This window comes from Marivita cryptomonadis (assembly GCF_002115725.1).
Taxonomy (GTDB): domain Bacteria; phylum Pseudomonadota; class Alphaproteobacteria; order Rhodobacterales; family Rhodobacteraceae; genus Marivita; species Marivita cryptomonadis.
Genome location: NZ_JFKD01000002.1, coordinates 13,223 through 38,860, shown reverse-complemented (window position 1 = coordinate 38,860; position 25,638 = coordinate 13,223). Strand labels below are relative to the sequence as shown.

The 25,638-nt window shown below is 59.3% G+C and carries 18 protein-coding genes; 10 read left to right on the top strand and 8 right to left on the bottom strand.

Features of this window, described 5'->3' with window-relative positions; translation table 11 throughout:
- Positions 1-36: 36 nt before the first annotated feature.
- From MCRY_RS01975 to infB, 6 genes are all read left to right on the top strand, one after another.
- On the top strand, positions 37-1,827 hold the full coding sequence (locus MCRY_RS01975; RefSeq protein WP_085627803.1) for an autotransporter assembly complex protein TamA: 1,791 nt from the start codon (positions 37-39) through the stop codon (positions 1,825-1,827).
- A gap of 1 nt (position 1,828) precedes the next feature.
- Positions 1,829-5,911, top strand: coding sequence for a translocation/assembly module TamB domain-containing protein (locus tag MCRY_RS01970; RefSeq protein WP_171046051.1), 4,083 nt, complete (start codon positions 1,829-1,831; stop codon positions 5,909-5,911).
- A gap of 164 nt (positions 5,912-6,075) precedes the next feature.
- Complete coding sequence (gene rimP / locus MCRY_RS01965; protein ID WP_085627801.1) at positions 6,076-6,645, top strand: ribosome maturation factor RimP; 570 nt, start codon at positions 6,076-6,078, stop codon at positions 6,643-6,645.
- 6 nt (positions 6,646-6,651) lie between these two features.
- Entirely contained in the window at positions 6,652-8,334 is a 1,683-nt protein-coding gene (gene nusA, locus MCRY_RS01960) for a transcription termination factor NusA (protein WP_085627800.1), read from the top strand.
- Positions 8,335-8,363: 29 nt separating this feature from the next.
- Positions 8,364-9,026 carry an RNA-binding protein gene (locus MCRY_RS01955; protein ID WP_085627799.1) on the top strand — a complete coding sequence of 221 codons (663 nt, stop codon included), beginning with the start codon at positions 8,364-8,366 and terminating at the stop codon, positions 9,024-9,026.
- A complete protein-coding gene (infB, locus tag MCRY_RS01950) occupies positions 9,023-11,521 on the top strand; it encodes a translation initiation factor IF-2 (protein WP_085627798.1) in 2,499 nt (832 codons plus the stop codon). Before MCRY_RS01955 ends, infB begins: the two co-directional genes overlap by 4 nt.
- Before the next feature lie 72 nt (positions 11,522-11,593).
- Here infB and MCRY_RS23505 read toward each other — a convergent pair whose 3' ends face one another.
- The 4 genes from MCRY_RS23505 to MCRY_RS01935 form a co-directional block, all read right to left on the bottom strand.
- On the bottom strand, positions 11,594-11,728 hold the full coding sequence (locus MCRY_RS23505; protein ID WP_275296630.1) for a hypothetical protein: 135 nt from the start codon (positions 11,726-11,728) through the stop codon (positions 11,594-11,596).
- A 105-nt stretch (positions 11,729-11,833) separates the two neighbouring features.
- Positions 11,834-12,232, bottom strand: coding sequence for an 8-oxo-dGTP diphosphatase MutT (gene mutT / locus MCRY_RS01945; protein WP_085627797.1), 399 nt, complete (start codon positions 12,230-12,232; stop codon positions 11,834-11,836).
- Complete coding sequence (gene argJ / locus MCRY_RS01940) at positions 12,229-13,458, bottom strand: bifunctional glutamate N-acetyltransferase/amino-acid acetyltransferase ArgJ (RefSeq protein WP_085627796.1); 1,230 nt, start codon at positions 13,456-13,458, stop codon at positions 12,229-12,231. The genes mutT and argJ overlap by 4 nt, the downstream gene beginning before the upstream one ends.
- Positions 13,459-13,461: 3 nt before the next feature.
- Positions 13,462-14,313 (bottom strand): peptidylprolyl isomerase, encoded by an 852-nt coding sequence (locus tag MCRY_RS01935; protein WP_085627795.1) that lies wholly within the window; start codon positions 14,311-14,313, stop codon positions 13,462-13,464.
- 174 nt (positions 14,314-14,487) lie between these two features.
- Between MCRY_RS01935 and secA the strand changes: the two genes are divergently transcribed.
- The 3 genes from secA (at position 14,488) to MCRY_RS01920 (ending at position 19,862) form a co-directional block, all read left to right on the top strand.
- Positions 14,488-17,202, top strand: coding sequence for a preprotein translocase subunit SecA (gene secA / locus MCRY_RS01930; protein WP_085628144.1), 2,715 nt, complete (start codon positions 14,488-14,490; stop codon positions 17,200-17,202).
- 104 nt (positions 17,203-17,306) lie between these two features.
- On the top strand, positions 17,307-18,275 hold the full coding sequence (locus MCRY_RS01925) for a hypothetical protein (RefSeq protein ID WP_085627794.1): 969 nt from the start codon (positions 17,307-17,309) through the stop codon (positions 18,273-18,275).
- Positions 18,276-18,302: 27 nt separating this feature from the next.
- Positions 18,303-19,862, top strand: coding sequence for a phosphate ABC transporter substrate-binding/OmpA family protein (locus MCRY_RS01920; protein ID WP_085627793.1), 1,560 nt, complete (start codon positions 18,303-18,305; stop codon positions 19,860-19,862).
- Between the two features lie 7 nt (positions 19,863-19,869).
- Here MCRY_RS01920 and radC read toward each other — a convergent pair whose 3' ends face one another.
- From radC to dnaK, 3 genes are all read right to left on the bottom strand, one after another.
- Positions 19,870-20,655 (bottom strand): RadC family protein, encoded by a 786-nt coding sequence (gene radC, locus MCRY_RS01915; RefSeq protein WP_085627792.1) that lies wholly within the window; start codon positions 20,653-20,655, stop codon positions 19,870-19,872.
- A 67-nt stretch (positions 20,656-20,722) separates the two neighbouring features.
- Positions 20,723-21,874, bottom strand: coding sequence for a molecular chaperone DnaJ (gene dnaJ / locus MCRY_RS01910; RefSeq protein ID WP_085628143.1), 1,152 nt, complete (start codon positions 21,872-21,874; stop codon positions 20,723-20,725).
- A 77-nt stretch (positions 21,875-21,951) separates the two neighbouring features.
- Positions 21,952-23,871 carry a molecular chaperone DnaK gene (dnaK, locus tag MCRY_RS01905; protein ID WP_085627791.1) on the bottom strand — a complete coding sequence of 640 codons (1,920 nt, stop codon included), beginning with the start codon at positions 23,869-23,871 and terminating at the stop codon, positions 21,952-21,954.
- A 208-nt stretch (positions 23,872-24,079) separates the two neighbouring features.
- Between dnaK and MCRY_RS01900 the strand changes: the two genes are divergently transcribed.
- Entirely contained in the window at positions 24,080-24,682 is a 603-nt protein-coding gene (locus tag MCRY_RS01900) for an alpha-ketoglutarate-dependent dioxygenase AlkB family protein (RefSeq protein ID WP_085627790.1), read from the top strand.
- Here MCRY_RS01900 and MCRY_RS01895 read toward each other — a convergent pair whose 3' ends face one another.
- The gene (locus MCRY_RS01895) at positions 24,683-25,513 is read right to left on the bottom strand and encodes an ABC transporter permease (protein ID WP_085627789.1); all 831 of its coding nucleotides are present in this window, start codon (positions 25,511-25,513) and stop codon (positions 24,683-24,685) included.
- Between the last annotated feature and the right edge of the window lie 125 nt (positions 25,514-25,638).

Below are 25,638 nucleotides of genomic sequence, written 5' to 3'. Positions count from 1 at the left end.
AAGCTGAACTCAGGCAAAGCACGAGGTTTTGGGTAAATGAACCATCTGACACGCACTATCTTGTGCGCGGCATGGGTCGCCGTTCCGGGGATCGGCGCGGCACAGAACCTTGATCTTAACGTCTCTGGCGGCAGCGACGATTTGAGAAGCGAGCTTAAGGACGCGATGTCCTTGTATGCGTTGGTGGATGCCGAGGATGCCACACCGCAGGCGTTGATCGCGGCCGCGCAGGCCGATTATGCACGGATCGTGGCAGCGCTTTACGGGGGCGGACGGTTCTCGCCCACTGTCTCAATCACTGTCGACGGGCGCGAGGCGGCAGGGATTTCGCCATTTGAGGCACCGCAATCAATCAATACAATTCTGATCGAGGTCGATCCGGGCCCAAGGTTTCGCTATGGACGCGCCGAGATTGCGCCATTGGCCGAAGGCACCGAGATTCCGCCCGAGTTCAGGACAGGCGAACGCGCGGGCACAGCCCCCATCCGGGACGCGGTGAGCGCGGGTGTGACGGGCTGGCGCACTGTCGGCCATGCCAAGGCACGGCTAGAGGACCAGCAGATCGTCGCAGACCATCCCAATCGCGAATTGGACGTGCGCTTGCGCCTTGCACCGGGGCCGCAGTTGCGGTTTGGCGACGTGGTGGTGACGGGCAATGACCGGGTGCGGCGGACACGGATTCGAGAAATCGCAGGCTTGCCGCAAGGTGAGGTGTTTGACCCGCAGGAGATTGCGGACGCGGAACGGCGGTTGCGCGATACCGGCGTGTTCAGTTCGGTTGCGGTGTCCGAAGCCGATACTCCGAATACGGACGGCACGCTGGACCTTGCGTTGCAGGTGGCCGAGCAAAAGCCGCGGCGGTTTGGCTTTGGGGCCGAGGTGTCGACACAGGAGGGTGGCAAGGTCAGCGCGTTCTGGCTGCATCGCAACCTGTTCCAAGGGGCCGAGCGGCTGCGTGTCGAAGGCGAGGTGTCCGGGATCGGCACGGATACCGACGAAATGGATTACGCGCTGACGCTGACCTATGGTCGACCCGCAACGTTCACTCCGGACACGGAGTTCTATTTGACTGCCGGGATCGAGCGGTTGAACGAACCGGGATTTACCAGCAACCAAGCAAGTGTGATCGCGGGCTTGTCGCATCGATTTTCTGATCAGCTGACCGCGTCGTTCGGTTTGGGATATCGGTATCTTGATACGGAAGACGCGTTTGGAGAACGCGAATTCCAGTTGCTGCTTGCGACTTTCGGCGCGACCTATGACACGCGGAACAATTCGTTGAACCCAAGCAGCGGGTACTATCTTTCTGCGACAAGCACGCCCTTTCTTGGGCTGGACGAAACCGAGAACGGGATACGCGTTACGTCGGATGCGCGCGCCTATTTCGGGTTCGGAGCCGAAGATCGTTTCGTGCTGGCGGGACGGGCACAGATCGGGTCGGTCTGGGGGCCAAGTCTTGAAGACACAGTTCCCGACTATCTGTTTTACTCGGGCGGCGGCGGGACGGTGCGTGGTGTGCCGTATCAATCGCTGGGTGTCACGCTGGACAATGACGCGTTTACGGGCGGTCAAAGCTTTGCCGCCGTGTCAGCCGAACTGCGCGCCAAGGTACGGGACAATATCGGTCTGGTCGGGTTTTATGATGCGGGCATGATCACCGAAGAAAGCGGTTTCGGCGGAGACAGCGACTGGCATGCCGGGGCCGGTTTTGGTCTGCGCTACAACACCGGGATCGGCCCCATTCGGGTGGATATCGCAACGCCTGTGACCGGAGATGGCGCGGGCAAGGACTATGAACTGTACATCGGCATTGGTCAGGCTTTCTGATATGCGCTTTATCGCGACGCTTCTTGTCTTTCTGTGGTGGCCGCTGGCCAGCTTTGCACAGGACAGTGACGAAGACCCCGGATACTTGGCGGGCCTGTTGCAGGACGCGTTGTCGGGCGCAGGACGCGATGTGCGCATCCGTGGCTTTCAAGGCGCGTTGTCAAGCGAGGCGACGATTGCATCCATCGTTATTTCTGACGATCAGGGCGAATGGTTCCGGGCGGAAAACATCGTTCTGGATTGGCGGCGGGCCGCATTGCTGCGTGGCATCGTTGATGTGACATCGTTCAGCGCCGATACCGTTGTGGTGTCGCGGGCGCCGGATGCCGGAGAAGACTTGCCCAGCGCAGAGGCAGAGCCGTTCAGCATTCCCGAATTGCCCGTTGAAGTGCGGATCGAGCGCTTCGCGGTTGGCTCTTTGCAATTGGGCGCACCACTTTTGGGAGAGGCGGCCGAGTTCGCCATCACCGGGGCCGCCGACCTTGCCGAGGGTGGGGCCGACCTTGACCTCAATCTCGAGCGGGTCGACGGCCAGCAATCGCAAATCGCACTGGCAGCCAGCTATGATTCGTCCTCGCGGCAATTGTCCGTTGATCTGAACGCTGAAGAGGCCGCTGGTGGGCTGGCGGCCACGCTGCTGGGTGTCCCCGGCGCGCCATCGGTGGCGCTGACGGTTCAGGGTGAAGGCATGGTCGACGATTTCGAAGCGGCGATCGCGTTGGCGACGGATGATCAACCGCGCATCACCGGGACGGTCGAAATCCTTGCGCCGCAAGAGACCGGCACATGGGATGTGCGGGTCGACATCACTGGGGACCCAACACCGCTTTTGACCGAGGAAACCCGTGCGTTTTTCGGCACAGATATCGGGTTGCAGGCGCGGGTGATGCGCGAGGCGAACGGTCGGATCGACTTGCCGCAATTCGCGTTGACGGCCGATGCCCTGTCGCTGAGCGGCAGTGCCGCGATTTCTGAAACCGGATGGCTGGAGGCGCTGGATGCCGAGGGGCGAATCGCGAACCCTGAGGGCGGGCCTGTTGTGCTGCCGTTCGGTGGTGGCGACACGCAAGTGGCATCGGTGACCTTCGATGCAGCGTTGAACGGAGTTCTGACCTTTGATGCCCGGCTCGACGGTTTTGTCAGCCCAGATGCCACGCTGGATTCGCTGTCGATCACGGGGCGCGGGCAGATCGACCAGCAGAGCTTTGCGCAGCAGGATGGGCAGTTCGCATTGGACCTGACTTGGGCCGCAGAGACGCTGGCCTTGGCCGACCCGGCCTTGGCAGAGGCGGTTGGGTCTGAATTGTCGGGTGCGGCGCGTGTCGATTATCAAAGCGGTCAACCGATCCGTGTAACGGGGCTTGAGGCCAACGGCACAGAATACGGGCTGACTGGCGACGCGACCTGGACATCGGAAGATGCGATGCCGTTGGCTGTTGATCTGCGATTGGTTGCCGAGGACATCACCCGATTTTCCGCGATTGCCGGGCGGCCGTTGGGCGGTCGGATCGACTTGCAGGCGGATGGTACTGTTGGGCCGATTTCGGGCATGATCGATATGGTTGTGGACGGCACAACCTTGGACCTTGCGGTAGGTCAGGACGTGGCAGACCGGCTGTTGACCGGCGTCGGCTCGGCGCGGGTTGATGTGCGCCGGGACGAGACCGGCACAACGATCCGGTCCGCGCGTGTCGTGACGCCTGCGGCAAATCTGGAAGCGACGGGCAAAATCACCAGCGGCGATACGTCAGTTCGGTTCGATGGCGTTCTGAGCAATCTGGACCGTGTGTATCCGGGCGAAGCCGATGGTGCAGCCGTGCTGGACGGATCGGTCATGCTGTCGGGCACAACGTTGCGTAATCTTGAACTTACGGCTGACCTTTCGAACCAGTCACAGCCCGTGCGTCTGCCGTTTGGCGGCGGTTTGACGTTGACGAATGGCACGGTGGACGTGACTGCCACAGGTGGGCCGGACGGCGCATGGCAGGCCGAAGTCGCCGTGCGGGATCTGGAGACGCCGCAAGCCTCTGCAACCACTTTGGCGCTGGCAGGCAACGGGAACATCGCACAATCCGAAGATGGTGGTTTGGTGTCTGTGGGGGGCGACGTGCGCCTGGCCGGATCGGCATTGCGTCTGAGCGATGCGCGATTTGCCCAAGCAATCGGAAGCAACCCGACAATCACCACGACTTTTGACTGGGTGCAGGCTTCAGAGCGGTTGACGGTGCAGTCTTTTGGGCTGGCGACCGGGGCAATCGACGCCACCGGATCAGCGATGATCACACAAGCTCTTAGTGCGCCGGACGCACAATTTGCGCTGTCTCTGGTGGCCGACAGCCTTGCGCCGTTGTCGGGATTGGCCGGGCAGAACCTTAGGGGTCAGGCGACCATCGACGTGACCGGAGCCTATCAGGACGCTGGTGATTTCGACGTGACCGCACGCGGTCAGGGCAGCGGGCTTGGTATCGGCAATGCGACCGTGGACCAGTTGTTGGCTGGGGTGACACGGTTTGAGGTTGGCGCAACCGGGCAAGACGGCGCATTGGCGCGGCTTTCAGCGGATGTGCAGAACCCCGAAATCAGCGCGCGGGTGAACGGCCCGTTGAGCAATCTGGAAATCGACGCGCGGTTGGCGAATGTCGGACTGATCGCACCGGATTTCCAAGGTGCGCTGGTTGTCGATGGCACGGTTGGACAGCAAAGCGATGGCTACCTGGTGGATGTCGATCTGGACGGACCGGGCGGCACGCGGCTTGCCGCGGATGGGCGTGTGGCCAATGGTGGCAACGCCAATCTGTCAATCAATGGCGCGGCGCCACTGGGGCTTGCCAATGTGTTTATCGCGCCGCGGCGTCTGAACGGACAGGCGGCCTTGGATTTGCGGGTGTCTGGCCCTCTTGGGGTGTCGAGCCTGTCTGGCACGATCACACCGCAAGGCGCGGAGTTCAGCGCACCTACTCTTGGGATCATCCTCACACCGATCACTGGACAAATTCAGCTGAGCAATGGTGCGGCGCAGATCGGATTGTCGGCACAGGGCAACCATGGCGGGTCCGTCGATGTGGGCGGTCGTCTGGGGCTGTCCACTCTGGACGCCAGCATCACTGCTACGCTTAACCGTTTTGGCGTGCGCGACCCCGATCTGTACAACACCAGCGTTGATGGAACGGTCTCATTGAATGGGCCGATTGGGCGCAATCTGCTGGTGAGCGGCGATCTTCGGTTGAACGAGACCGAGATTCAGGTGCCATCTTCGGGCGTTTCCGCTTTGGGAGAGATCCCCCCCATCGACCATCTTGGCGCGACACGTCCTGTCATGCGGACGCTGGACCGGGCCGGGATCACATCGGCGCAGGATACTGCTGTAGAAGCAGCGCGCGGGCCATCGAGCACGCGGCTCGATATCACGCTGACCGCGCCGGGACAGGTGTTTGTGCGCGGACGCGGGCTGGATGCCGAACTGGCGGGACAATTGCGGCTGACAGGGCCAACCTCGGACATTATCCCACAGGGCGGCTTTGAATTGGTGCGCGGGCGGTTGGATATTCTCAATCAGCGGTTCACGCTGGACGAGGGGCGGATCCAGATGAGCGGCAGTTTCGACCCGGTGCTACGGTTTGTTGCCGAGACAAATGCCAACGGGATCACTGTCATGGTCATTCTGGACGGGCCCGCGTCGTCGCCGGAGATATCGTTCTCCTCGAGCCCGGAACTGCCCGAGGACGAAGTGCTGGCGCAGCTTTTGTTCGGGCGAAACCTGTCGAACCTGTCGGCGTTGCAGGCGCTTGAACTTGCCAATGCGGTCGCCACTTTGGCGGGGCGCGGCGGAATGGGTCTTTTGTCGCGACTGCGCGATGGCTTTGGGCTGGATGATCTGGACGTGAGCCAGACCGAGGATGGCGGCACGGCAGTGCGTGCGGGCAAATACATCTCGGACAACATCTATTCGGATGTGGTGGTCGAAAGCGGCGGGCGGGCCGAGATCAATCTGAACCTTGATGTGACCTCGGATATCACGGCGCGGGGGAGCGTGGACAATACCGGCAATTCGTCGCTCGGGGTTTTCTTTGAACGGGATTACTGAGGTGCGGCCGCGCCGTTGTGCGCGGCGCACACGAAAGCCCTTGCAGACTCGGAGCACGCTCCGTATATGCACCTCAACAGCGGCGTGTTGACGAAAGTCGGCACCCACCGAATTCTTCAACGGGCCGCGCGCCCGTTTTTTTGTGTCTGGAGACCTACGAGACAATGTCTGACCTGATCGCCAAAGCCGCGATGGACCGACGTCTGGCCGAGATCATCGCCCCTGTCATCGAAGACATGGGGTTTGAACTGGTGCGTATCCGGTTGATGAGCGGCAAGTTGGCCACATTGCAGATCATGGCCGAACGCCCCGAAGGCGGGATCGAAGTCGATGAATGCGCCGCCATCAGCACCGCCGTGAGCGCGACGCTGGATGTCGAAGATCCGATCCTCGATACCTACACTTTGGAAGTGTCGTCGCCGGGGATCGACCGACCTTTGACCCGCCTCAAGGATTTCGAGACCTTTGAAGGTTACGAGGCCAAGATCGAAACATCCGAAATGATCGACGGACGCAAGCGCTTCAAGGGCGTACTGGCCGGGGTTGAGGGTGACGAAGTACTGATCAATATCGAAGAGGGCACTGTCGGGCTGAAGTTCGATTGGCTGACCGATGCCAAGCTGGTTCTGACCGACGAGCTGATCAAGGAAATGCTGAAGGCGCGGAAAGCCCAAGGCTTCGAAGAAGAAAAATTTGACGACGTGATTGAGGCCGAAGGGCCCGAAGAGGAGTAAGAACCGATGGCAATCACCTCCGCCAACCAGTTGGAACTGTTGCAGACCGCCGAAGCGGTGGCGCGTGAAAAGATGATCGACCCAGGGTTGGTTGTCGAAGCGATGGAAGAGAGCCTCGCGCGTGCGGCCAAGTCGCGTTACGGGTCGGAAATGGACATCCGCGTGAAGATCGACCGCAAGACCGGTCGCGCGACGTTCACCCGCGTGCGCACCGTGGTCGAAGATGAAGAGCTTGAGAATTACCAGGCCGAATTCACCTCGGAGAGTGCCAAGCCGTATTTCCTCGCTCCAAAGTCGACCCAGAACGCGGTCTGGCTGCGCGACGGACAGTCGATCACGGAATTCTCTGGCGCGGCGCAGGTGGGTGACACGTTCGTCGAAGAAGTGCCTCCGGTCGAGATGGGTCGCATCGCCGCGCAATCTGCAAAGCAGGTTATTTTGCAGAAGGTACGCGAAGCCGAGCGGGACCGTCAGTTCGAAGAATTCAAAGATCGTGCAGGCACCATCATCAACGGTGTGGTCAAGCGCGAGGAATACGGCAACGTCATCGTCGATGTGGGCCGGGGCGAAGGCATCCTGCGCCGCAACGAGAAGATCGGCCGCGAAAGCTATCGCAATGGGGACCGCATTCGCTGCTTCATCAAGGATGTGCGCCGCGAGACCCGTGGGCCGCAGATCTTCCTGTCGCGCACAGCACCGGAATTCATGGCGGAACTGTTCAAGATGGAAGTGCCGGAAATCTATGACGGCATCATCGAGATCAAGGCTGTAGCCCGCGATCCCGGTTCGCGCGCCAAGATCGCGGTGATTTCCTATGACAATTCGATCGACCCGGTCGGTGCCTGTGTGGGTATGCGTGGTTCCCGTGTTCAGGCCGTTGTGAACGAGCTTCAGGGCGAAAAGATCGACATCATCCCATGGAACGAAGATGTGCCGACCTTCCTTGTGAACGCGTTGCAGCCTGCCGAGGTGAGCAAGGTGGTTCTGGACGAAGATGCCGAGCGGATCGAGGTTGTTGTGCCGGACGAGCAACTGAGCCTCGCGATTGGTCGCCGTGGTCAGAACGTGCGTCTGGCGTCGCAGCTGACCGGCCTCGATATCGACATCATGACCGAGGAAGAAGAATCGCAGCGTCGTCAAAAAGAATTCGAAGAGCGGACGCAGCTGTTCATGGACACGCTTGATCTGGACGAGTTCTTTGCCCAGCTGCTGGTGTCCGAAGGGTTCACCAACCTTGAAGAAGTGGCCTATGTCGAGCTTGACGAATTGCTGGTCATCGACGGTGTCGACGAAGGCACTGCTGAGGAATTGCAGACCCGTGCCCGCGAGAACCTTGAGGCCCAGGCAAAAGCCGCTTTGGACAACGCCCGCGCTTTGGGTGCCGAAGACAGCCTGATCAACTTCGAAGGGCTCACGCCTCAGATGCTTGAAGTGCTGGCAAAAGACGGCGTCAAAACGCTTGAAGACTTTGCGACCTGTGCGGATTGGGAACTGGCTGGTGGATGGACCACCGAGAACGGCGAACGGCACAAGGACGAAGGTCTGCTGGAGCCGTTCGACATGTCGCTTGAAGAGGCGCAGCATCTGGTCATGACAGCGCGCGTGCTTCTGGGCTGGGTCGATCCGACCGAGCTTGAAGAAGAGGCCGAAGACGAAGAACTGGGCGATGTGGAAGAAGAGCAGGTCTGACCTGCCCTGACGGAAGGACGACGACACACGTGACACGCGGTGGCAAAGACAAAGATCGGGACAGCGGACCGGAACGCAAATGCATTGCGACCGGCGAGGTGCGCCCGAAAGCCGAACTGATCCGCTTTGTCGTCGGCCCCGAGGATCAGCTTGTTCCCGATCTGGCAGAAAAACTGCCGGGTCGGGGGATTTGGGTGAGCGCAACGCGCGCTGCTCTTGAAACTGCGCTGAAAAAGAACATGTTTCATCGTGCGGCGAAAACGCAATTGCGCTTGTCCGAGACACTTGTTTCCGATCTTGAACAGCAGCTTGCGCGTCGTGTTGTCGATCTGATAAGTCTAAGTCGCAAATCCGGCGTGGCGATTTCTGGCTATGAAATTTCTGGCTATGAAAAGGTCAAAGATGCCCTGTCCAAGGAAACCGCAGAGGTGCTTTTGCAGGCGGAAGACGGATCGAGTCGTGGGAAATCGAAACTCAGCACTCCGCATTACGGCCATTACATAGGTTGGCTCACGGCGGATGAGCTTGGAATGGCCTTTGGGCGACAAACTGTGATACATGCCGCGCTTGGCGCTGGTGGACTCACGCAACGTGTTGTAGAGGAAGCCCAAAGATTGAAGGGCTTTCGCATCGGAACGTCTGATGCAAAGACAGCGGCAGGGGCCGCTGGGAAGGAAAAAAGAGCTAAATGAGCGATAACGACGGCAAAAAGACTTTGGGTTTGCGCGGCGGTCCCCGGTCAGGGAACGTAAAGCAGAGCTTTAGCCACGGACGGACGAAGAACGTCGTGGTGGAGACCAAGCGCAAGCGCGTTGTGGTGCCGAAACCCGGTGCGGCCCAGTCAGCCGCGGGCAGTGCTGCCACGACGGCCATGAGCTTGGCCGGGAGCAAGCGACCCGCAGGAATTTCCGACGCGGAGATGGAACGCCGGCTGAAGGCCCTTCAGGCAGCGAAGGCCCGCGAAGGCGAAGAAGCCGCACAGCGCGAAGCCGAAGAGAAAGCCCGCGCCGAAGAACGCGATCGTATGCGCGCGGAAAAAGAAGCCAAGGAGCGCGAACAGCGCGAGGCTGAAGAACGCGCCCGCCAGAAAGCCGAAGACGAAGAGCGCAAGGCGCGCGAAGCTGCAGAAGCGGCCAAGCAAGCTGCGGCCGGTCCGAGCGAAGCTCCTGCCGCGCGCCAGCCTGCCGGTGGCGGTGGCGGTGGTGGTGCTAAGCCGTCGCAAGCAGCCCCCCGCAAGGTGGACCGTGAACGCGAAGATCGCGGTCGTCGCAAAGGTGACGATTCCGAACGCCGTTCCGGCAAGCTCACGCTGAACCAGGCTTTGGGAGGCGAAGGCGGTCGTCAGAAATCAATGGCGGCGATGAAGCGCAAGCAAGAGCGTGCGCGTCAGAAAGCCATGGGTGGCAACCAGCCGCGCGAAAAAGTCGTGCGTGCCGTGCAGTTGCCCGAAGCGATTACGGTTGCCGAATTGGCAAACCGGATGGCAGAGCGTGTGGGCGATGTTGTGAAGGCGTTGATGAACAACGGCATCATGGCGACGCAGAACCAGACGATCGACGCCGATACAGCGGAACTGATGATCGAAGAGTTCGGCCACCGGGTGACCCGCGTTTCCGCGTCGGATGTTGAAGACGTCATCAAGGAAGTCAGCGACAAGCCTGAAGACCTCAAGCCACGTCCTCCGGTCATCACGATCATGGGTCACGTCGACCACGGCAAGACATCGCTGCTCGACGCGATCCGCGACGCGAACGTCACCTCTGGCGAGGCGGGCGGGATCACGCAGCACATCGGCGCCTACCAGGTGACCACAAAAGATGGGGCAGTTCTGTCGTTCCTCGACACTCCGGGCCACGCGGCGTTTACGTCGATGCGGTCGCGCGGTGCTCAGGTAACGGATATCGTTGTTCTGGTTGTTGCGGCGGATGACGCCGTGATGCCGCAGACCATCGAGGCCATCGCGCATGCGAAAGCGGCCAAGGTGCCGATGATCGTGGCGATCAACAAGGTTGACAAGCCAAGCGCGAACCCGACCAAGGTTCGGACCGACCTGCTGCAACACGAAGTGGTTGTGGAACAGATGTCCGGTGACGTGCAAGACGTCGAAGTATCGGCGCATACTGGTCAGGGTCTTCCTGAGCTGCTCGAAGCGATTGCGTTGCAGGCGGAAATCCTCGAACTCAAGGCGAACCCGGATCGGGCAGCCCAGGGTGCGGTGATCGAAGCGCAGCTGGACGTGGGTCGTGGCCCGGTGGCGACGGTTCTGATTCAGAACGGTACATTGCGTCAGGGCGATATCTTTGTTGTGGGCGAGCAGTACGGCAAGGTCCGTGCGCTGATCAACGACAAGGGTGAGCGCGTGAAAGAAGCCGGTCCGTCGGTGCCTGTCGAGGTTCTGGGTCTGAACGGCACACCCGAAGCGGGTGACGTGCTGAACGTGACAGAGACCGAAGCGCAGGCGCGCGAGATCGCGGAATACCGTGCAAACGTCGCCAAGGAAAAGCGTGCGGCACTGGGTGCTGCAACGACGCTTGAACAGCTGATGAAGAAAGCAAAGGACGACGAAAGCGTCTCCGAGCTTCCGGTGCTGGTCAAAGCGGATGTGCAGGGGTCTGCCGAAGCGATTGTTCAGGCGTTGGAAAAGGTCGGCAACGACGAAGTCCGCGTGCGCGTGCTGCATTCTGGCGTAGGTGCGATCACCGAAACCGATATCGGTTTGGCCGAAGCGTCGGGCTGTCCGGTGATCGGGTTCAACGTGCGTGCCAATGCGTCGGCACGGAACACCGCGAATCAGAAGGGCGTCGAGATTCGCTATTACAGCGTGATCTACGATCTTGTGGATGACGTGAAAGCAGCGGCCTCTGGCCTGCTGAGCAACGAGATCAAAGAAACCTTTATCGGCTACGCCACGATCAAGGATGTCTTCAAGGTGTCGAACGTCGGTAAGGTTGCCGGTTGTCTGGTCACCGAAGGCGTGGCCCGCCGCAGCGCTGGTGTGCGCCTGTTGCGCGACAACGTCGTGATCCATGAAGGCACTCTCAAGACGCTCAAGCGCTTCAAGGACGAAGTGTCCGAAGTGCAGTCGGGTCAGGAATGCGGTATGGCCTTCGAGAACTACGAAGATGTTCGCCAAGGCGATGTCATCGAGATTTTCGAGCGTCAGGAAGTGGAACGTACGCTGGCCTGATCCAGCAGGGTCCCAGAAACAGAAAAGGGCAGCGTTACCGCTGCCCTTTTTCTTTTGCGTTTAAGAAAAGTCTCAGCCTGATGTGGCGACTGGCAGACCAGTGAAGATCCGGCTTCCGACACGGACAGAGATACGCCCGTCGGGCAGGGTTTTTTCCAAAATACCCTGCACAGACATGCAACTTCCGATGATGATTGTTTTCAGCATGTCAAATCTCCCCCAAGTTCTGACAGTTTGTGGATAGATTGTTGCTAATTTCATTGCCAGAAAAAAATGTCGCTGCAGCCGATTGCGGGGAAAAAAGCGCCTCGATCAGAGCCAATCCCGCAAGATCGGGATAAGAGGGATATCCGCCGGCGGCATCGGATAGTCTTTGAGTTGGTTCACACGCACCCATTTCAGCGCTTGGCCTTCTCGTGATTCGGGGGTGCCATTCCACTTGCGGCAGGCAAACAGCGGCATCAGCAGGTGGAATTTCTCATAGCTGTGCGAGGCGAAGGTGAGTGGGGCAAGGCAGCTTTCCCAAGTGTCGATGCCCAGTTCTTCTTGTAATTCCCGGATCAGCGCCTGTTCCGGTGTCTCGTTCGGTTCAACCTTGCCGCCGGGAAATTCCCACAGGCCGGCCATGGATTTGCCCTCGGGACGTTGAGCCAAGAGGATGCGCCCATCGGGGTCGATGAGCGCAACGGCAGACACGAGAACGACGTTCACGACCGGTAATCGGCGTTGATCGAGATGTAGCCGTGGGTCAGGTCACAGGTCCAGACGGTTGCCGTCCCGGTTCCCATGCCGAGATCGACGGTCATGGAGATGTTTTCCTGCTTCATGATCGCCGCACCCTGCTCTTCTCGGTAGTCCGGATCGACCCAGCCGTTTGAAGCGACTTTGACATCGCCAAAAGAGATGCTGAGCGTGTCGCGGTCAGCGGGTGCGCCGGATTTGCCGATGGCCATCACGACGCGGCCCCAGTTGGGATCTTCCCCCGCGATCGCGGTTTTGACCAGCGGGGAGTTGGCGATGGACATGGCGTGTGTCTTGGCGTCGGCATCGTTCAGGGCACCGGTCACGGTAATTTCCAAGAACTTCGTGGCACCTTCGCCGTCGCGGACAACCTGATGAGCAAGGTCTTGCATGACGTGGTGCAAACCATCGCGGAAGGCAGCGTCCTGCGGGGTGACGGTCACGTCGGATGCGCCAGTTGCGGCCACCAATAGCGTGTCCGATGTGGAGGTATCACTGTCGACTGTGATGCTGTTGAAGGTCTTTTCGTTGATCTCGGAGACCAGCGTCTGCAGATCGGACTGCGCGATCTTGGCGTCGGTGAAGATATAAACCAGCATCGTCGCCATATCCGGGGCGATCATGCCCGAGCCTTTGGCGATGCCCGCGATGGTGACGGTACCGTCCGGCAGGTCGATACTGGTGGTCGATCCTTTGGGGAAGGTGTCGGTGGTCATGATTGCCTTGGCGGCACCCGGCAGACCGGCCTCATCGAGGTTGCCGTAAAGCTCTTCGACTTTGGCCTTGATGCGGTCATGCGGCAGGCGTTCGCCAATCACGCCAGTTGAACTTGTGAAGACACGGCTGGAAGGCAAGCCGGTTACGTGGGCGACCTCGGCGCAGATGGCTTGAACGCTCTCGTCCCCTGCCCGTCCGGTGAAGGCGTTGGAATTGCCGGAATTGACGATGATGGCGGCACCACCTTCGTCCTCAAGCCGGATTTTCGACTGGCAATCCAGCACGTTGGCCGACCGCGTGGCGGATTTGGTGAACGCGCCCGCCACGCAGCTGCCCGGATCAAGAACGGCCAGCATCACGTCGGTTCGTCCGGCATACTTGACGCCTGCAGCAGCGGTTGAAAACCTTGCCCCCTTGATAACCGGCAGTTTTGGAAAGCTGGCGGGTGCGAGGGGCGAAACCGATGTGATCTTGGCCAATTCTTATTCCTCCAGAAGACCAATGTTGCTCAGGACAGAAGTGTCGACCTCTTCCTTGGCGGTGCGGGTAACTTCGGCCGCGTTGGTCAGTTCGTCGATTTTCTGAGTGACCGCCTGCTGGCTGAGCTGATTTTCGATCTCGCCGCGTACTGCGTCGAGCGCGGGCGCTTCTTTGGTGCGCTTTTCATTGAGAATGATCACGTGCCAGCCGAATTGCGTTTGCACCGGGCCGGAGATCGCGCCGACCTCAAGCTCTTCGACGGCGGTCTGGAATTCCGGCACCATCATCCCTGCGGCAAACCAGCCAAGCTGGCCGCCATTCGGGCCAGAGGGGCCGGTGGATTTCGCGCGGGCAACTTCGGCAAAATCTGCACCGCCGTTCAGTTCGTCGACGATAGCTGCAGCTTCTTCCTCGGATTCGACAAGGATGTGCGAGGCGTTGAATTCTTCGGCCTGTTCCGCCTGCAGGTATGTCTGTTCGTAGATTTCTTGCACGGCGTCATCGGTGACGGCAGAAGACACAAGGCCTTCGATCACCTGCGCAGCCATCAGCGCACGGCGTTCATTTTCGAGTGCAACCCGGACGCGGCGGGTCTCTTCACCACTGTCTTGCTGGCTGAGCACGGTTTGTTGAACGATCTGGTCCATGATGCCGTCCCAAAGCACGTCATCGGGAAGCTGCTGATACTGGTCCGGCAGAGACGCCCGCACCATAAGCATATGACCCAGCGTGATTTCGGTGCCATTGACCGTGGCCACCACCGAGTCTGCCGTCAGCGTATCCTGCGCCTGTACCGGCAGAGCCAGCATCAGGGCGAACGCGCTTGCGGAGAGTTTCGTGATGAGATTCGTCATGTTTATCCTTTCAGAGCCGCCCGTACCGTGGGGGCGACATTGACAGTGAATTGCCCTGACCTTACATCGCCTCAAGGCGCTGTGAAGCCAGTCGTTCCCCTGTGACATATGGGCTGTGTGCGAGGCGAGCAAGCAGATGCCGCACACGAAGATGTCAAAGCTGAAAGTGAGTGCATGCTGGGATTAGGTAAAGTCGCGCGCAAGGTGTTCGGAACGCCGAACGACCGTAAAGTCAAGGCGACCCGCCCGCTGGTTGAGAAAGTCAACGCACTGGAAGCGGACTTCGAAAAGCTGAGCGATGCGCAGTTGATCGAGAAAACGGCCGAGTTCAAGGCGCGCCATGCAAACGGTGAGGCATTGGATGCGCTGCTGCCCGAGGCGTTTGCGAATTGCCGTGAGGCGGCGAAACGTGCACTGGGGCTGCGGGCCTTCGATGTGCAGCTGATGGGCGGGATTTTCCTGCATCAGGGCAATATCTCTGAGATGAAGACGGGCGAAGGCAAGACGCTTGTGGCGACCTTCCCGGCCTATCTGAACGCGCTCACAGGGCGCGGCGTGCATATCGTGACGGTCAACGACTACCTTGCCAAGCGTGACAGCGAATGGATGGCCAAGGTCTATGGCGCGCTGGGTCTGACCACGGGGGTGGTTTATCCACGCCAGCCAGATGCAGAAAAGCAGGCGGCTTATGCCTGTGACATCACCTATGCCACGAACAACGAACTTGGCTTTGACTACCTGCGCGACAACATGAAGTCCGAGCTGAAGCAGATGTATCAGCGCGATCACTACATGGCGATTGTCGACGAGGTGGATTCGATCCTGATCGACGAGGCACGGACACCGTTGATCATTTCCGGTCCTGCACAGGACCGCAGCGAGCTTTATGTCGCCATCGATGCCGTCATTCCGTCGCTGACCGAAGAACATTTCTCATTGGACGAAAAGACACGGAACGTGACGTTCACCGACGAAGGCAACGAATTTTTGGAAGAAACGTTGCACGGGCTTGGCCTGCTTCCAGATGACCAGTCGCTGTACGATCCGGAAAGCACCACGCTCATTCACCATGTCAATCAGGGTCTTCGGGCGCACAAGCTGTACCAGAAAGACAAGGATTACATCGTTCGCGACAACGAAGTCGTTCTGATCGACGAATTCACCGGGCGTATGATGGCGGGACGCCGCCTGTCGGAAGGTCTCCATCAGGCCATCGAAGCGAAGGAAGGCTGCAAGATTCAGCCCGAGAACGTGACACTCGCCTCGGTCACCTTCCAAAACTATTTCCGCCTTTATGACAAACTGGCGGGCATGACGGGTACGGCTGTGACCGAAGCCGCCGAATTCGCCGAAATTTACGGGCTCGGTGTGGTCGAAGTGCCGACAAACCGCGAGATCGCGCGGATTGACGAAGACGATAAGGTGTATCGTACAGCACAGGAAAAATACGACGCCATCGTGCAGGAAATCAAAGGGGCGCATGCCAAGGGCCAGCCGGTTCTTGTGGGCACCACCTCGATCGACAAGTCCGAAATGCTGAGCCAATTGCTCACCAAAGCCGATCTCAAGCACAATGTTCTGAACGCACGCCAGCACGAGCAGGAAGCGCAGATCGTTGCCGATGCGGGCAAGTTGGGCGCGGTTACTATCGCCACCAACATGGCCGGTCGTGGAACGGACATCAAACTTGGCGGCAATGTCGAATTCAAGATCATGGAGGCAATTGCCGCCGACCCCGAAGGTGATCCCGAGGCGATCCGGAAACGGATCGAAGAAGGCCATACTGCCGATGAAGAAGCTGTCAAAGCGGCCGGGGGCCTGTTTGTTCTGGCGACCGAACGCCACGAAAGCCGTCGTATCGACAACCAGTTGCGCGGTCGTTCGGGCCGTCAGGGTGATCCGGGCCGTTCGTCGTTCTTCCTGTCGTTGGATGATGACCTGATGCGTATTTTCGGGTCTGAACGTCTGGACAAGGTGTTGTCGACGTTGGGGATGAAAGAGGGCGAGGCGATCGTGCACCCATGGGTGAACAAGTCGCTGGAACGTGCGCAGGCCAAGGTCGAAGGGCGCAACTTTGACATTCGTAAGCAGTTGCTCAAGTTCGACGACGTGATGAATGACCAGCGGAAGGTGATCTTCAGCCAGCGCCGGGAGATCATGGAAGCGCAGGATCTGTCCGAGATCGCGCAGGACATGCGGCACCAGGTGATCGACGATCTGGTCGACACGTATATTCCGCCGAAAAGCTATGCCGATCAGTGGAACACCGAAGGATTGCAGACCGCGATCAAAGACTTGGTCGGTGTGGAGGCCCCTGTGATGGAATGGGGCGACGAGGAAGGTGTTGATGCCGAGGTGATCCGCGAGCGTCTGGAAACGGCGTCGGACGAGATGATGGCGAAAAAGGCCGAAGCCTTTGGCCCCGACACCATGCGCCAGATTGAAAAACAGGTTCTGCTGCAAACCATCGACAGCAAGTGGCGCGAGCACCTGCTGACGCTGGAGCATTTGCGGTCGGTTGTTGGTTTCCGTGGCTATGCCCAGCGTGACCCGCTCAACGAGTACAAGTCTGAGGCATTCCAACTGTTCGAATCCATGCTCGACACGCTGCGCGAGGACGTAAGCAAACAGCTTGGCCAAGTGCGTCCAATGACCGAGGAAGAGCAGAAAGCCATGCTGCAGCAGATGGCAGCACAGCAAGCGGCGATGTCACGAGCGGCAGAAGCTGCCGACCCGCAGCAGGGCGAAACACCGCCGGTTGATGCAGAAGCCGCGTTAGAGGCCTTTGACGAGACCGACCCAACGACCTGGGGCAACCCCGGCCGCAACGACGCGTGCCCTTGCGGTTCGGGCAAGAAGTTCAAGCATTGTCACGGACGGCTGGCCTGAAGCCGTCCGCCACAATGACGTCTTAATCTAAGCAAACCGACGCCTTAGGCGCACCCCAATCGGCTGTCACATAGACCGTTGTAATAAGTGCAACGGAGTCTGACATGGACCGGAAGTTCACAGTGCGCATTGCCGCAGTGACGCTCTGCGCCGCCCTCGGGATTGGCGCCGTCATGCAGTCATTGCCGTCGTCGCAGCCGCCGCGCAACGCTGAACTGGCGCCGGTGGTCGTATCCGACGTGCAACCCGTGTCTTCTACGCCACGCAACATTCTGCCGAGGGATATGCCCGTGGTGGAATCGCTGCCCGATCACGTCGTATCAGCGGCGGTCACCAGCACAGTCGAAACCACCGAGATTCTGGTGCCCGAGGCCCCAGTGGAAACAGGGTTCGCCTGCGAGGTCAGCATGACCGCTACGCCCATTGCCGGTGCCATGATGGCAATCGACATCACCGCACCCTGTCACGGCAGCGAACGGGTGACGCTGCATCACAGTGGGCTGATGTTCACGACATTGATGCAACCCGATGGCAGCCTGTCGATCGATATCCCTGCCCTTGCAGAACAGGCGCTGGTGATCGCGTCTTTCCTTGACGGCGGCGGCTCTGTTGCCATGGCTGAAGTGATTTCGGTGCCCTTTTATGATCGCGTTGTCCTGCAATGGCGCGGCAATGCCGGGCTGCAACTGCATGCGCGGGAATTCGATGCAGAGTACTTTACAGACGGTCACGTCTGGCACGGCTCCAGCCGTGATGCAGCGCGTGCAGCGACCGGACAGGGCGGGTTTCTGACAACTCTCGGCACAGTGGACGCACCAGACGCGCTCGTGGCCGAAGTCTACACCTTTCCATCGGGTATGACGCAGGCCTCGGGCACTGTCGCGCTGACCATCGAAACCGAAATCCTTGCGTCGAATTGCAACAGCAGCGTCGAGGCGCAAACGCTCGAAATCCGCAGTGGTGCCGAGCTGAGTTCAAAGGAACTGACAATCGATGTTCCGGGATGTGACGCGGTAGGGGATTTCTTGCTGTTGAAAAATCTTGTCGAAGACCTGACAATCGCTGCAAAATAAGCGAGCGGGTCAAAGGCTCTTTGTGAGATGAAACAGTTCTGTGCGGTGCTTTGGGCCGCACTTTTCCTTGTGGTGAATGGTGCCGCGGTTCGCGCCGATGATGTGACACTTCGGTCGCAGGATGGTGCAATCGAATTATCCGGCACATTATTGGGCTTCGATGGCCAGTATTACCGTGTCCAGACACAGTATGGCGAACTCACCGTCGACGGGTCCGGTGTTCTGTGCGAGGGGCCGGGGTGCCCTTCGCTGACCGACTTTGTTGCAGAGCTGTCGATTTCCGGGTCTTCGACAATCGGTGAGGTCATGATGCCTGCGCTGGTCGAGGGGTTTGCCCTTCAGACCGGGCTCAAGGCCGAGCGGATCAAGCAGGACGACACCCATTTCGAATATATCTTGTCCACCCCTGATGGCGATACTCCTGTCGGGCGGTTCCGATTTCGCGTGTCGAGTACCGATGAGGGTTTCGCCGATCTGTTGGCAGACGAGGCCGATCTGGTGATGGCCCTGCGCGAAATCCGCAGTGGTGAGCTGGCGCTGGCCGCCGAGGTTGGCCTTGGTGAACTTGATGACGTAAATCGCAGCCGCGTTCTGGCGTTGGATGCGATGACGGTGATCGTGTCTCCGACAAATCCGGTTTCGGCGGTATCCGTGTCAGACCTTGCGCGTATTCTTGCCGGTGACATCGACAATTGGCGGACCTTGGGTGGGGCAGATGCACCGATTTCAATCCATATGCGCGACGCACAATCCGGTATCGCCCAAGCGGTCGAAGACAGAGTGATGCAACTGGCAGGCCTGTCACTGATCGACGATGTGACGCGGCACCCAAGCAATGCTTCCCTTGCCGAGGCTGTCGCACGTGACCAGCTTGCGCTTGGTGTGGCCAGCTATTCCGAAATCGGAAACAGCAAGCCGCTCGCGCTCACCGGAACATGCGGGTTTCAGTTGCGTGCCAACCGGCTGACCATAAAGACCGAGGACTACCCGCTCACCGCGCCGATGTTTCTGTATATCCCAGCCCGGCGTTTGCCCAAGCTCGCGCGGGAATTCCTTGCGTACACACGGACGGGACCAGCCCAGATCATCACGCGGCGCGCTGGGTTCGTGGATCAGGCGCCGGAAGAGATCAGCCTGAATGCCCAAGGTGACCGCTTTGCCAATGCCATTCGCGTGGCCGACGGAGAGAACGGTTTGGCGGCGCTGAAACGCATGGTCGACACGTTGGCCCCGTTGCGGCGATTGTCCACATCGTTTCGGTTTGAGGCGGGTGCTGCCCGACTGGATGCGCAATCGCGGTCGAACGTTCAGCAATTGGCCCACGCGATCGAAGCCGGGGTCTATGACGGGCGGCAATTGGTGTTGGTCGGTTTCTCTGACGGTGAAGGCCCCGCAGAGGGCAATCTGCGGATCGCCCAGCAGCGTGCGCAAGCGGTGAAACAGGCCATCGAAGCAGCGGTCGAGACTGCAGACCTGTCGCAAGTGCGTCTGTCTACGGATGCGTTCGGAGAGGCGATGCCGATGGCCTGTGACGACACAAGCTGGGGGCGGCAGGTGAACCGTCGAGTCGAGATCTGGGTTCGGTGAAGCCCAGTCAGAGATAGCCTTCGGATTTAAAGCTGACCTCTGTCGATTTGCCAATGATCAGGTGGTCATGCAATGTGATCCCCACCAACTCGCAGGCGCGTTGGATGGTTTCTGTCATGTCGATATCGGCAGTTGATGGGGTAGGATCCCCTGAAGGGTGGTTGTGTACGAGGATCAGCGCCGAGGCGTTCAGGTCAAGCGCGCGTTTGATCACCTCACGCGGGTAGACGGGGACGTGATCGACCGTGCCTTTGCCTTGGATTTCGTCAGCGATGAGGACATTTTTGCGATCCAGAAAGAGGATTCGGAACATTTCTGTTTCGCGATGGGACATGGTCACGCGGCAGTGTTCAAGCAAAGCGTTCCAGCTTGAGATCACGGGCCGTTTGAGCACCTTGCCTTGCGACATGCGGTGGGTCGCCGCTTCGATCAGTTTGAGGTCGAGGGCGATTTCCGGGCCGATGCCTTTCACCTTTTGCAGGCGTTCGATCGGGGCAGACAGAACACGGTTGAAATCGTCGAACTCTTCGAGAAGGCGATGGGCGGTTGGTTTCACATCCCCGTTCTTGAGACAGCGAAAAAGTAGCAACTCAAGGAGTTCATAATCGGGGAGCGGTTCCGCGCCGCCGACCAGAAATCGCGTACGCAGGCGTTCACGGTGGCCTGCGACGTAATTTGGCTGCTTGGGTGGTTTGGGTTTTGGCGGCGCGACGGGTTTTGGTTTCGCGATTTGCACAGGGGCGACCGCCGCCGCTTCGAAGAGCGAGAGTTGAGTTGCGCGAGACCGATTCATGAGCCGATCATGGCGCAGAAGCCCTTAACAAAGCTCTAACGGCCCCACGCAAGGCGGGGCCGTTGAATCAGCCTTTCATAGAGTCCCAAAAGCCTTTGACTGATTTGAAAAAGCTCTTGGATTCCGGGTTGTTGTCTTCGCTAAGCTCTTCGAATTCGCGCAGCAGGTCTTTCTGCTTGGCGGTCAGGTTGACGGGTGTTTCAACCGCCAATTCGATGAACATGTCGCCCTGCCCGGCCCCACGCAATGCGGGCATTCCTTTGCTGCGCAAACGCATCTGGCGGCCAGATTGGCTGCCTGCCGGAATTGCGACGCGGCTGCGCCCCCCATCAATGGTCGGCACTTCGATGTTACCTCCCAAAGCGGCAACCGTCATTGACACGGGCACCCGGCAATGTAGATGCACGCCATCGCGTTCGAAGAGTTCGTGCTGGGCCACTTCGATAAAGATGTAGAGGTCGCCCGGAGGACCGCCGCGCAGACCTGCCTCGCCCTCACCTGCAAGCCGGATGCGGGTGCCGGTTTCCACGCCTTTGGGAATGTTGACCGATAGGGCGCGCTCTTTCTGAACACGGCCCGCGCCAGAACAGGTTTTGCAGGGGTTCTTGATCGTCTGCCCCAGACCCGAACAGGTCGGACAGGTGCGTTCGACAGTGAAGAAGCCTTGGGTCGCACGGACTTTGCCCATGCCCGAACAGGTCGGACAGGTTGTGGGTTCAGCCCCGCCTTCTGCGCCCGATCCGGAACACGATCCGCATTGCACAGATGTGGGAACCTGGATCGTCTTTTGCAGCCCGGCAAACGCGTCTTCGAGCGTCACGCGCAAATTGTAGCGCAGGTCGGCGCCGCGTGACGCGCGTTGACGCCCGCCGCCACGTTGGCCGCCCATGAAATCACCGAACAGGTCATCGAACACGTCGGAGAACGCACTTGCAAAGTCGCCCTGCCCGCCGCCGCTGAATCCGCCGGGACGCCCGCCGCCACCCATGCCACCTTCGAAGGCTGCGTGGCCATAGCGATCATAGGCCGCTTTCTTGTCGGCGTCCTTGAGAACCTCGTAGGCCTCGTTCGCCTCTTTGAATTGGTCCTCGGCCTTGGGGTTGTCTGCGTTGCGATCCGGGTGAAGCTCTTTCGCCTTGGTGCGATAGGCTTTCTTGATCTCGTCGGCAGAAGCGCCTTTCTTGAGGCCGAGCACTTCGTAGTAGTCACGTTTGGACATCATGCCCTCCTTCTACGGAACGAAAGAGGCCGGCCCGGTGTCCGGACCGGCCCCATATCGGTTCCGCCCAACCAGCGTCAGGCGCGCTTGTTGTCGTCGAGATCTTCGAAATCGGCATCAACGATGGTGTCATCGTCGTCGCCACCCCGATCTGCCGCCGTGGGTTCGGCATCGCCATCATCGGCTTGCGCCTTGTAGATCGCTTCACCCAGCTTCATTGCAGCTTCGGTCACGTTCTGGATGCCCGACTTGATCTTGTCTGCAGTCGATTTTTCGTCTTCCAGATCGTCCTTGAGCGCCGCAATCGCGAGTTCGATTGCTTCCACAGTCGTCGGGTCGACCTTGTCGCCGTGTTCTTCCACCGACTTTTCCGTCGAATGAACAAGGCTTTCGGCCTGGTTGCGGGCCTCGACCATTTCGCGACGTTCTTTGTCCGCTTCGGCGTTTGCCTCGGCGTCCTGAACCATCTTTTCGATGTCTTCGTCGGACAGACCACCAGAGGCTTGGATGGTGATGTTCTGCGTCTTGCCGGTGCCCTTGTCCTTGGCGGACACGGACACGATGCCGTTGGCGTCGATGTCGAACGTCACCTCGATCTGCGGCATGCCGCGCGGTGCGGGCGGGATGTCTTCGAGGTTGAACTGACCAAGCATCTTGTTGTCGGCCGCCATCTCGCGTTCACCCTGGAACACGCGGATCGTCACAGCGTTCTGGTTGTCCTCGGCGGTCGAGAAGATCTGCGACTTCTTGGTCGGGATCGTCGTGTTGCGGTCGATCAGTCGGGTGAACACGCCACCCAGCGTTTCGATGCCCAGCGACAGCGGCGTCACGTCGAGCAGAACAACGTCCTTCACGTCACCTTGCAGAACGCCAGCCTGAATCGCCGCGCCCAGCGCCACAACTTCGTCCGGGTTCACACCCTTGTGCGGTTCTTTGCCGAAGAACTTGGTCACTTCTTCCACGACACGCGGCATGCGGGTCATACCGCCGACGAGAACGACTTCGTCGATGTCGGAGGTCGAGAGACCGGCATCTTTCAGAGCGGCTGCGCACGGCTTCATCGACGCCTTGATCAGATCGCCCACGAGGCTTTCCAGCTTGGCGCGGGTCAGCTTCATAACCATGTGAAGCGGCTGGCCGGTCTTGCCGTCCATCGAGATGAACGGCTGGTTGATTTCGGTCTGGCTGGACGAAGACAGTTCGATCTTGGCCTTTTCCGCAGCTTCCTTGAGGCGCTGCAGGGCCATCTTGTCTTTGGTCAGATCGACGCCGTTCGCTTTCTTGAACTCATCCGCAAGGTAGTTGACGATCCGCATGTCGAAGTCTTCACCACCAAGGAACGTGTCGCCATTGGTGGATTTCACTTCGAACAGGCCATCGTCGATTTCGAGGATGGTCACGTCGAACGTACCGCCGCCAAGGTCATAGACGGCGATGGTGCGGGATTCTTTCTTGTCGAGACCGTAGGCCAGCGCGGCGGCTGTCGGTTCGTTGATGATCCGCAGCACTTCGAGACCGGCGATCTTGCCTGCGTCTTTGGTTGCCTGACGCTGTGCGTCGTTGAAGTAGGCAGGTACGGTGATGACCGCTTGCGTCACTTCTTCGCCAAGATAGCTCTCGGCGGTTTCCTTCATCTTCTGCAGGATGAAGGCGGAAATCTGGGAGGGGCTGTATTTGTCGCCCTTAGCGCGCACCCACGCGTCACCATTGCCGCCATCGATCACTTCAAACGGCATGTTCTTGCGGTCCTTGGCGAGATCCGCGTCGTCGTTGCGACGGCCGATCAGGCGCTTGACACCAAACACGGTGTTTTCCGGGTTGGTCACAGCCTGACGCTTTGCCGGCTGACCCACCAGACGCTCGTCGTCGGTGAATGCCACGATGGATGGGGTGGTGCGTGCCCCTTCGGAGTTTTCAATCACGCGCGGTTGCGATCCGTCCATGATCGCGACGCAGCTGTTGGTTGTACCGAGGTCAATACCAATCACTTTGGCCATGTTTTCGATCCCTTCATGTCTTAAGGCGATGTCACGAGACGATGACCCATTCCGGCATCCCGCCCCGCATTTCATTCCACTGGCGTTACACTCCAGCGGGTCCGGTGGGTATATAAGGAGGCATCCACACGCCTGCAAGCGCCGCTGTTACAGCGACTTTCTGAAAATTCGGTATGTGTTTCCCGGATGCGCGGGTTATTTTCGGGCCATGACCCTGTTGCGCATCCGTGATTTTGCCATTCACCCGGGATATTTTACCCAGGATGCGCAGTCCGCCCTGGTTGCGGACCTGCGCAAAATTCTGTCGCATGCGCCATTGTTTCGGCCTGTCACGCCACGCGGCACGCCGATGTCGGTGCGGATGAGCGCGGCAGGCAGCTATGGTTGGATCAGTGATCGCAAGGGCTATAGGTACGAGCCCCTGCATCCTTCGGGCGTAAGCTGGCCACCGATTCCAGACAGCCTTTTGCGGATGTGGCGCGATCTTGTTCCGGATGCGCGCCTGCCGGAATGTTGTCTGATCAATTGGTATGACGAGACCGCCAAGATGGGCATGCATCAAGACAGGGATGAAGCCGACCTGTCACAGCCGGTTGTGTCTGTTTCTCTTGGCGATGATGCGCTGTTCCGGATGGGACACGAGACCCGTGGAGGTAAAACCGAGTCGGTGTGGCTGCGGTCGGGGGATGTTGTGGTTCTGGCTGGAACAGCCCGCCGCGCCTATCATGGGGTTGATCGTATCCGACCTAACAGCTCGACCCTGCTGGCGAACGGGGGGCGGATCAACCTGACGCTACGGGTCGTGACCTGATCAGCGTCGCGCCGACCAAGATGCAGAGGCGTGCCTGCGCGTGTAGAATTCCCCCATCAGACCGATCATCAAAAGCGTCAGCGACAGGTACACCACGTATTCCCAATTGGTGTTGCGGGGCACATAGTTGATGAAGGCGAACCCACGCGCCTGATCAATCGTGTGAAAAAGAGGGTTCCAGTCGAACAGGGCAATCATGAAGGATGGCAGGGAATTGGCCACAAACATCTTGCCGGACGCGATCATGTTGGCCCGCTTGTAGACGTTGGACAATGTCGCCGTCAGACCGGGGAGCCATGGTTTCAGTGCCAAAAAAACCATGCCCACAGCGCCGCCCGAAAACCATGATAACAGCAGCATTCCCATAACCGGTGCCGGATCGACGATTTCCGTCAGAACATATGGGTTCATGGCAATGTCGTAGACGAACAGGATCAGGATGATCGCAAGTACCTGAATGTAGAGCACCGACAGCATCCCCGACAGGATTGAGATAAACGTGTTCATCGGGGCATGCTGCATCATCGCACTTGATGGGCCTTCGCTGCCCAAAACCGCCCCAACCGCCTTGTTGTGGGTCATGAACATGAAGATGCCAGTAAGCAGGAAGATGACGAAATCCCCCCGCAACGCGAGCCCCTTGAGGCCCATGATGCTGAACATGATGTAGAAAAAGAGGACGAAGAGCAGCGACTGGAACACGCTGACCGCGATGGACATAAACGCGTTGCCATGCGCCTTGCGGACGGATCGCACCGTATTGTGGTAGATCAGTTCAAGGATGTTGACTGCCGAAGACGCACGGTTCGTCGGCACCGTTTTCTGGAACATCTGTTGTCTGCCTCTGCCGCAATCCGCGTTTTTCCGTCAATTGAACTGACTGTTGTTGCGGACATTTGTTAACCCAATGATAAGGGAGGCGCGCTTTTAAATCAATCGACGTGAGGATGGACGCG

Coding starts and splice junctions, on each gene's coding strand:
- MCRY_RS01975 (WP_085627803.1), top strand. CDS start 37: ATGAACCATCTGACACGCACTATCTTGTGCGCGGCATGGGTCGCCGTT.
- MCRY_RS01970 (WP_171046051.1), top strand. CDS start 1,829: ATGCGCTTTATCGCGACGCTTCTTGTCTTTCTGTGGTGGCCGCTGGCC.
- rimP (WP_085627801.1), top strand. CDS start 6,076: ATGTCTGACCTGATCGCCAAAGCCGCGATGGACCGACGTCTGGCCGAG.
- nusA (WP_085627800.1), top strand. CDS start 6,652: ATGGCAATCACCTCCGCCAACCAGTTGGAACTGTTGCAGACCGCCGAA.
- infB (WP_085627798.1), top strand. CDS start 9,023: ATGAGCGATAACGACGGCAAAAAGACTTTGGGTTTGCGCGGCGGTCCC.
- MCRY_RS23505 (WP_275296630.1), bottom strand. CDS start 11,728: ATGCTGAAAACAATCATCATCGGAAGTTGCATGTCTGTGCAGGGTATT.
- MCRY_RS01935 (WP_085627795.1), bottom strand. CDS start 14,313: ATGACGAATCTCATCACGAAACTCTCCGCAAGCGCGTTCGCCCTGATG.
- secA (WP_085628144.1), top strand. CDS start 14,488: ATGCTGGGATTAGGTAAAGTCGCGCGCAAGGTGTTCGGAACGCCGAAC.
- MCRY_RS01925 (WP_085627794.1), top strand. CDS start 17,307: ATGGACCGGAAGTTCACAGTGCGCATTGCCGCAGTGACGCTCTGCGCC.
- MCRY_RS01920 (WP_085627793.1), top strand. CDS start 18,303: ATGAAACAGTTCTGTGCGGTGCTTTGGGCCGCACTTTTCCTTGTGGTG.
- radC (WP_085627792.1), bottom strand. CDS start 20,655: ATGAATCGGTCTCGCGCAACTCAACTCTCGCTCTTCGAAGCGGCGGCG.
- dnaJ (WP_085628143.1), bottom strand. CDS start 21,874: ATGTCCAAACGTGACTACTACGAAGTGCTCGGCCTCAAGAAAGGCGCT.
- dnaK (WP_085627791.1), bottom strand. CDS start 23,871: ATGGCCAAAGTGATTGGTATTGACCTCGGTACAACCAACAGCTGCGTC.
- MCRY_RS01900 (WP_085627790.1), top strand. CDS start 24,080: ATGACCCTGTTGCGCATCCGTGATTTTGCCATTCACCCGGGATATTTT.
- MCRY_RS01895 (WP_085627789.1), bottom strand. CDS start 25,513: ATGTTCCAGAAAACGGTGCCGACGAACCGTGCGTCTTCGGCAGTCAAC.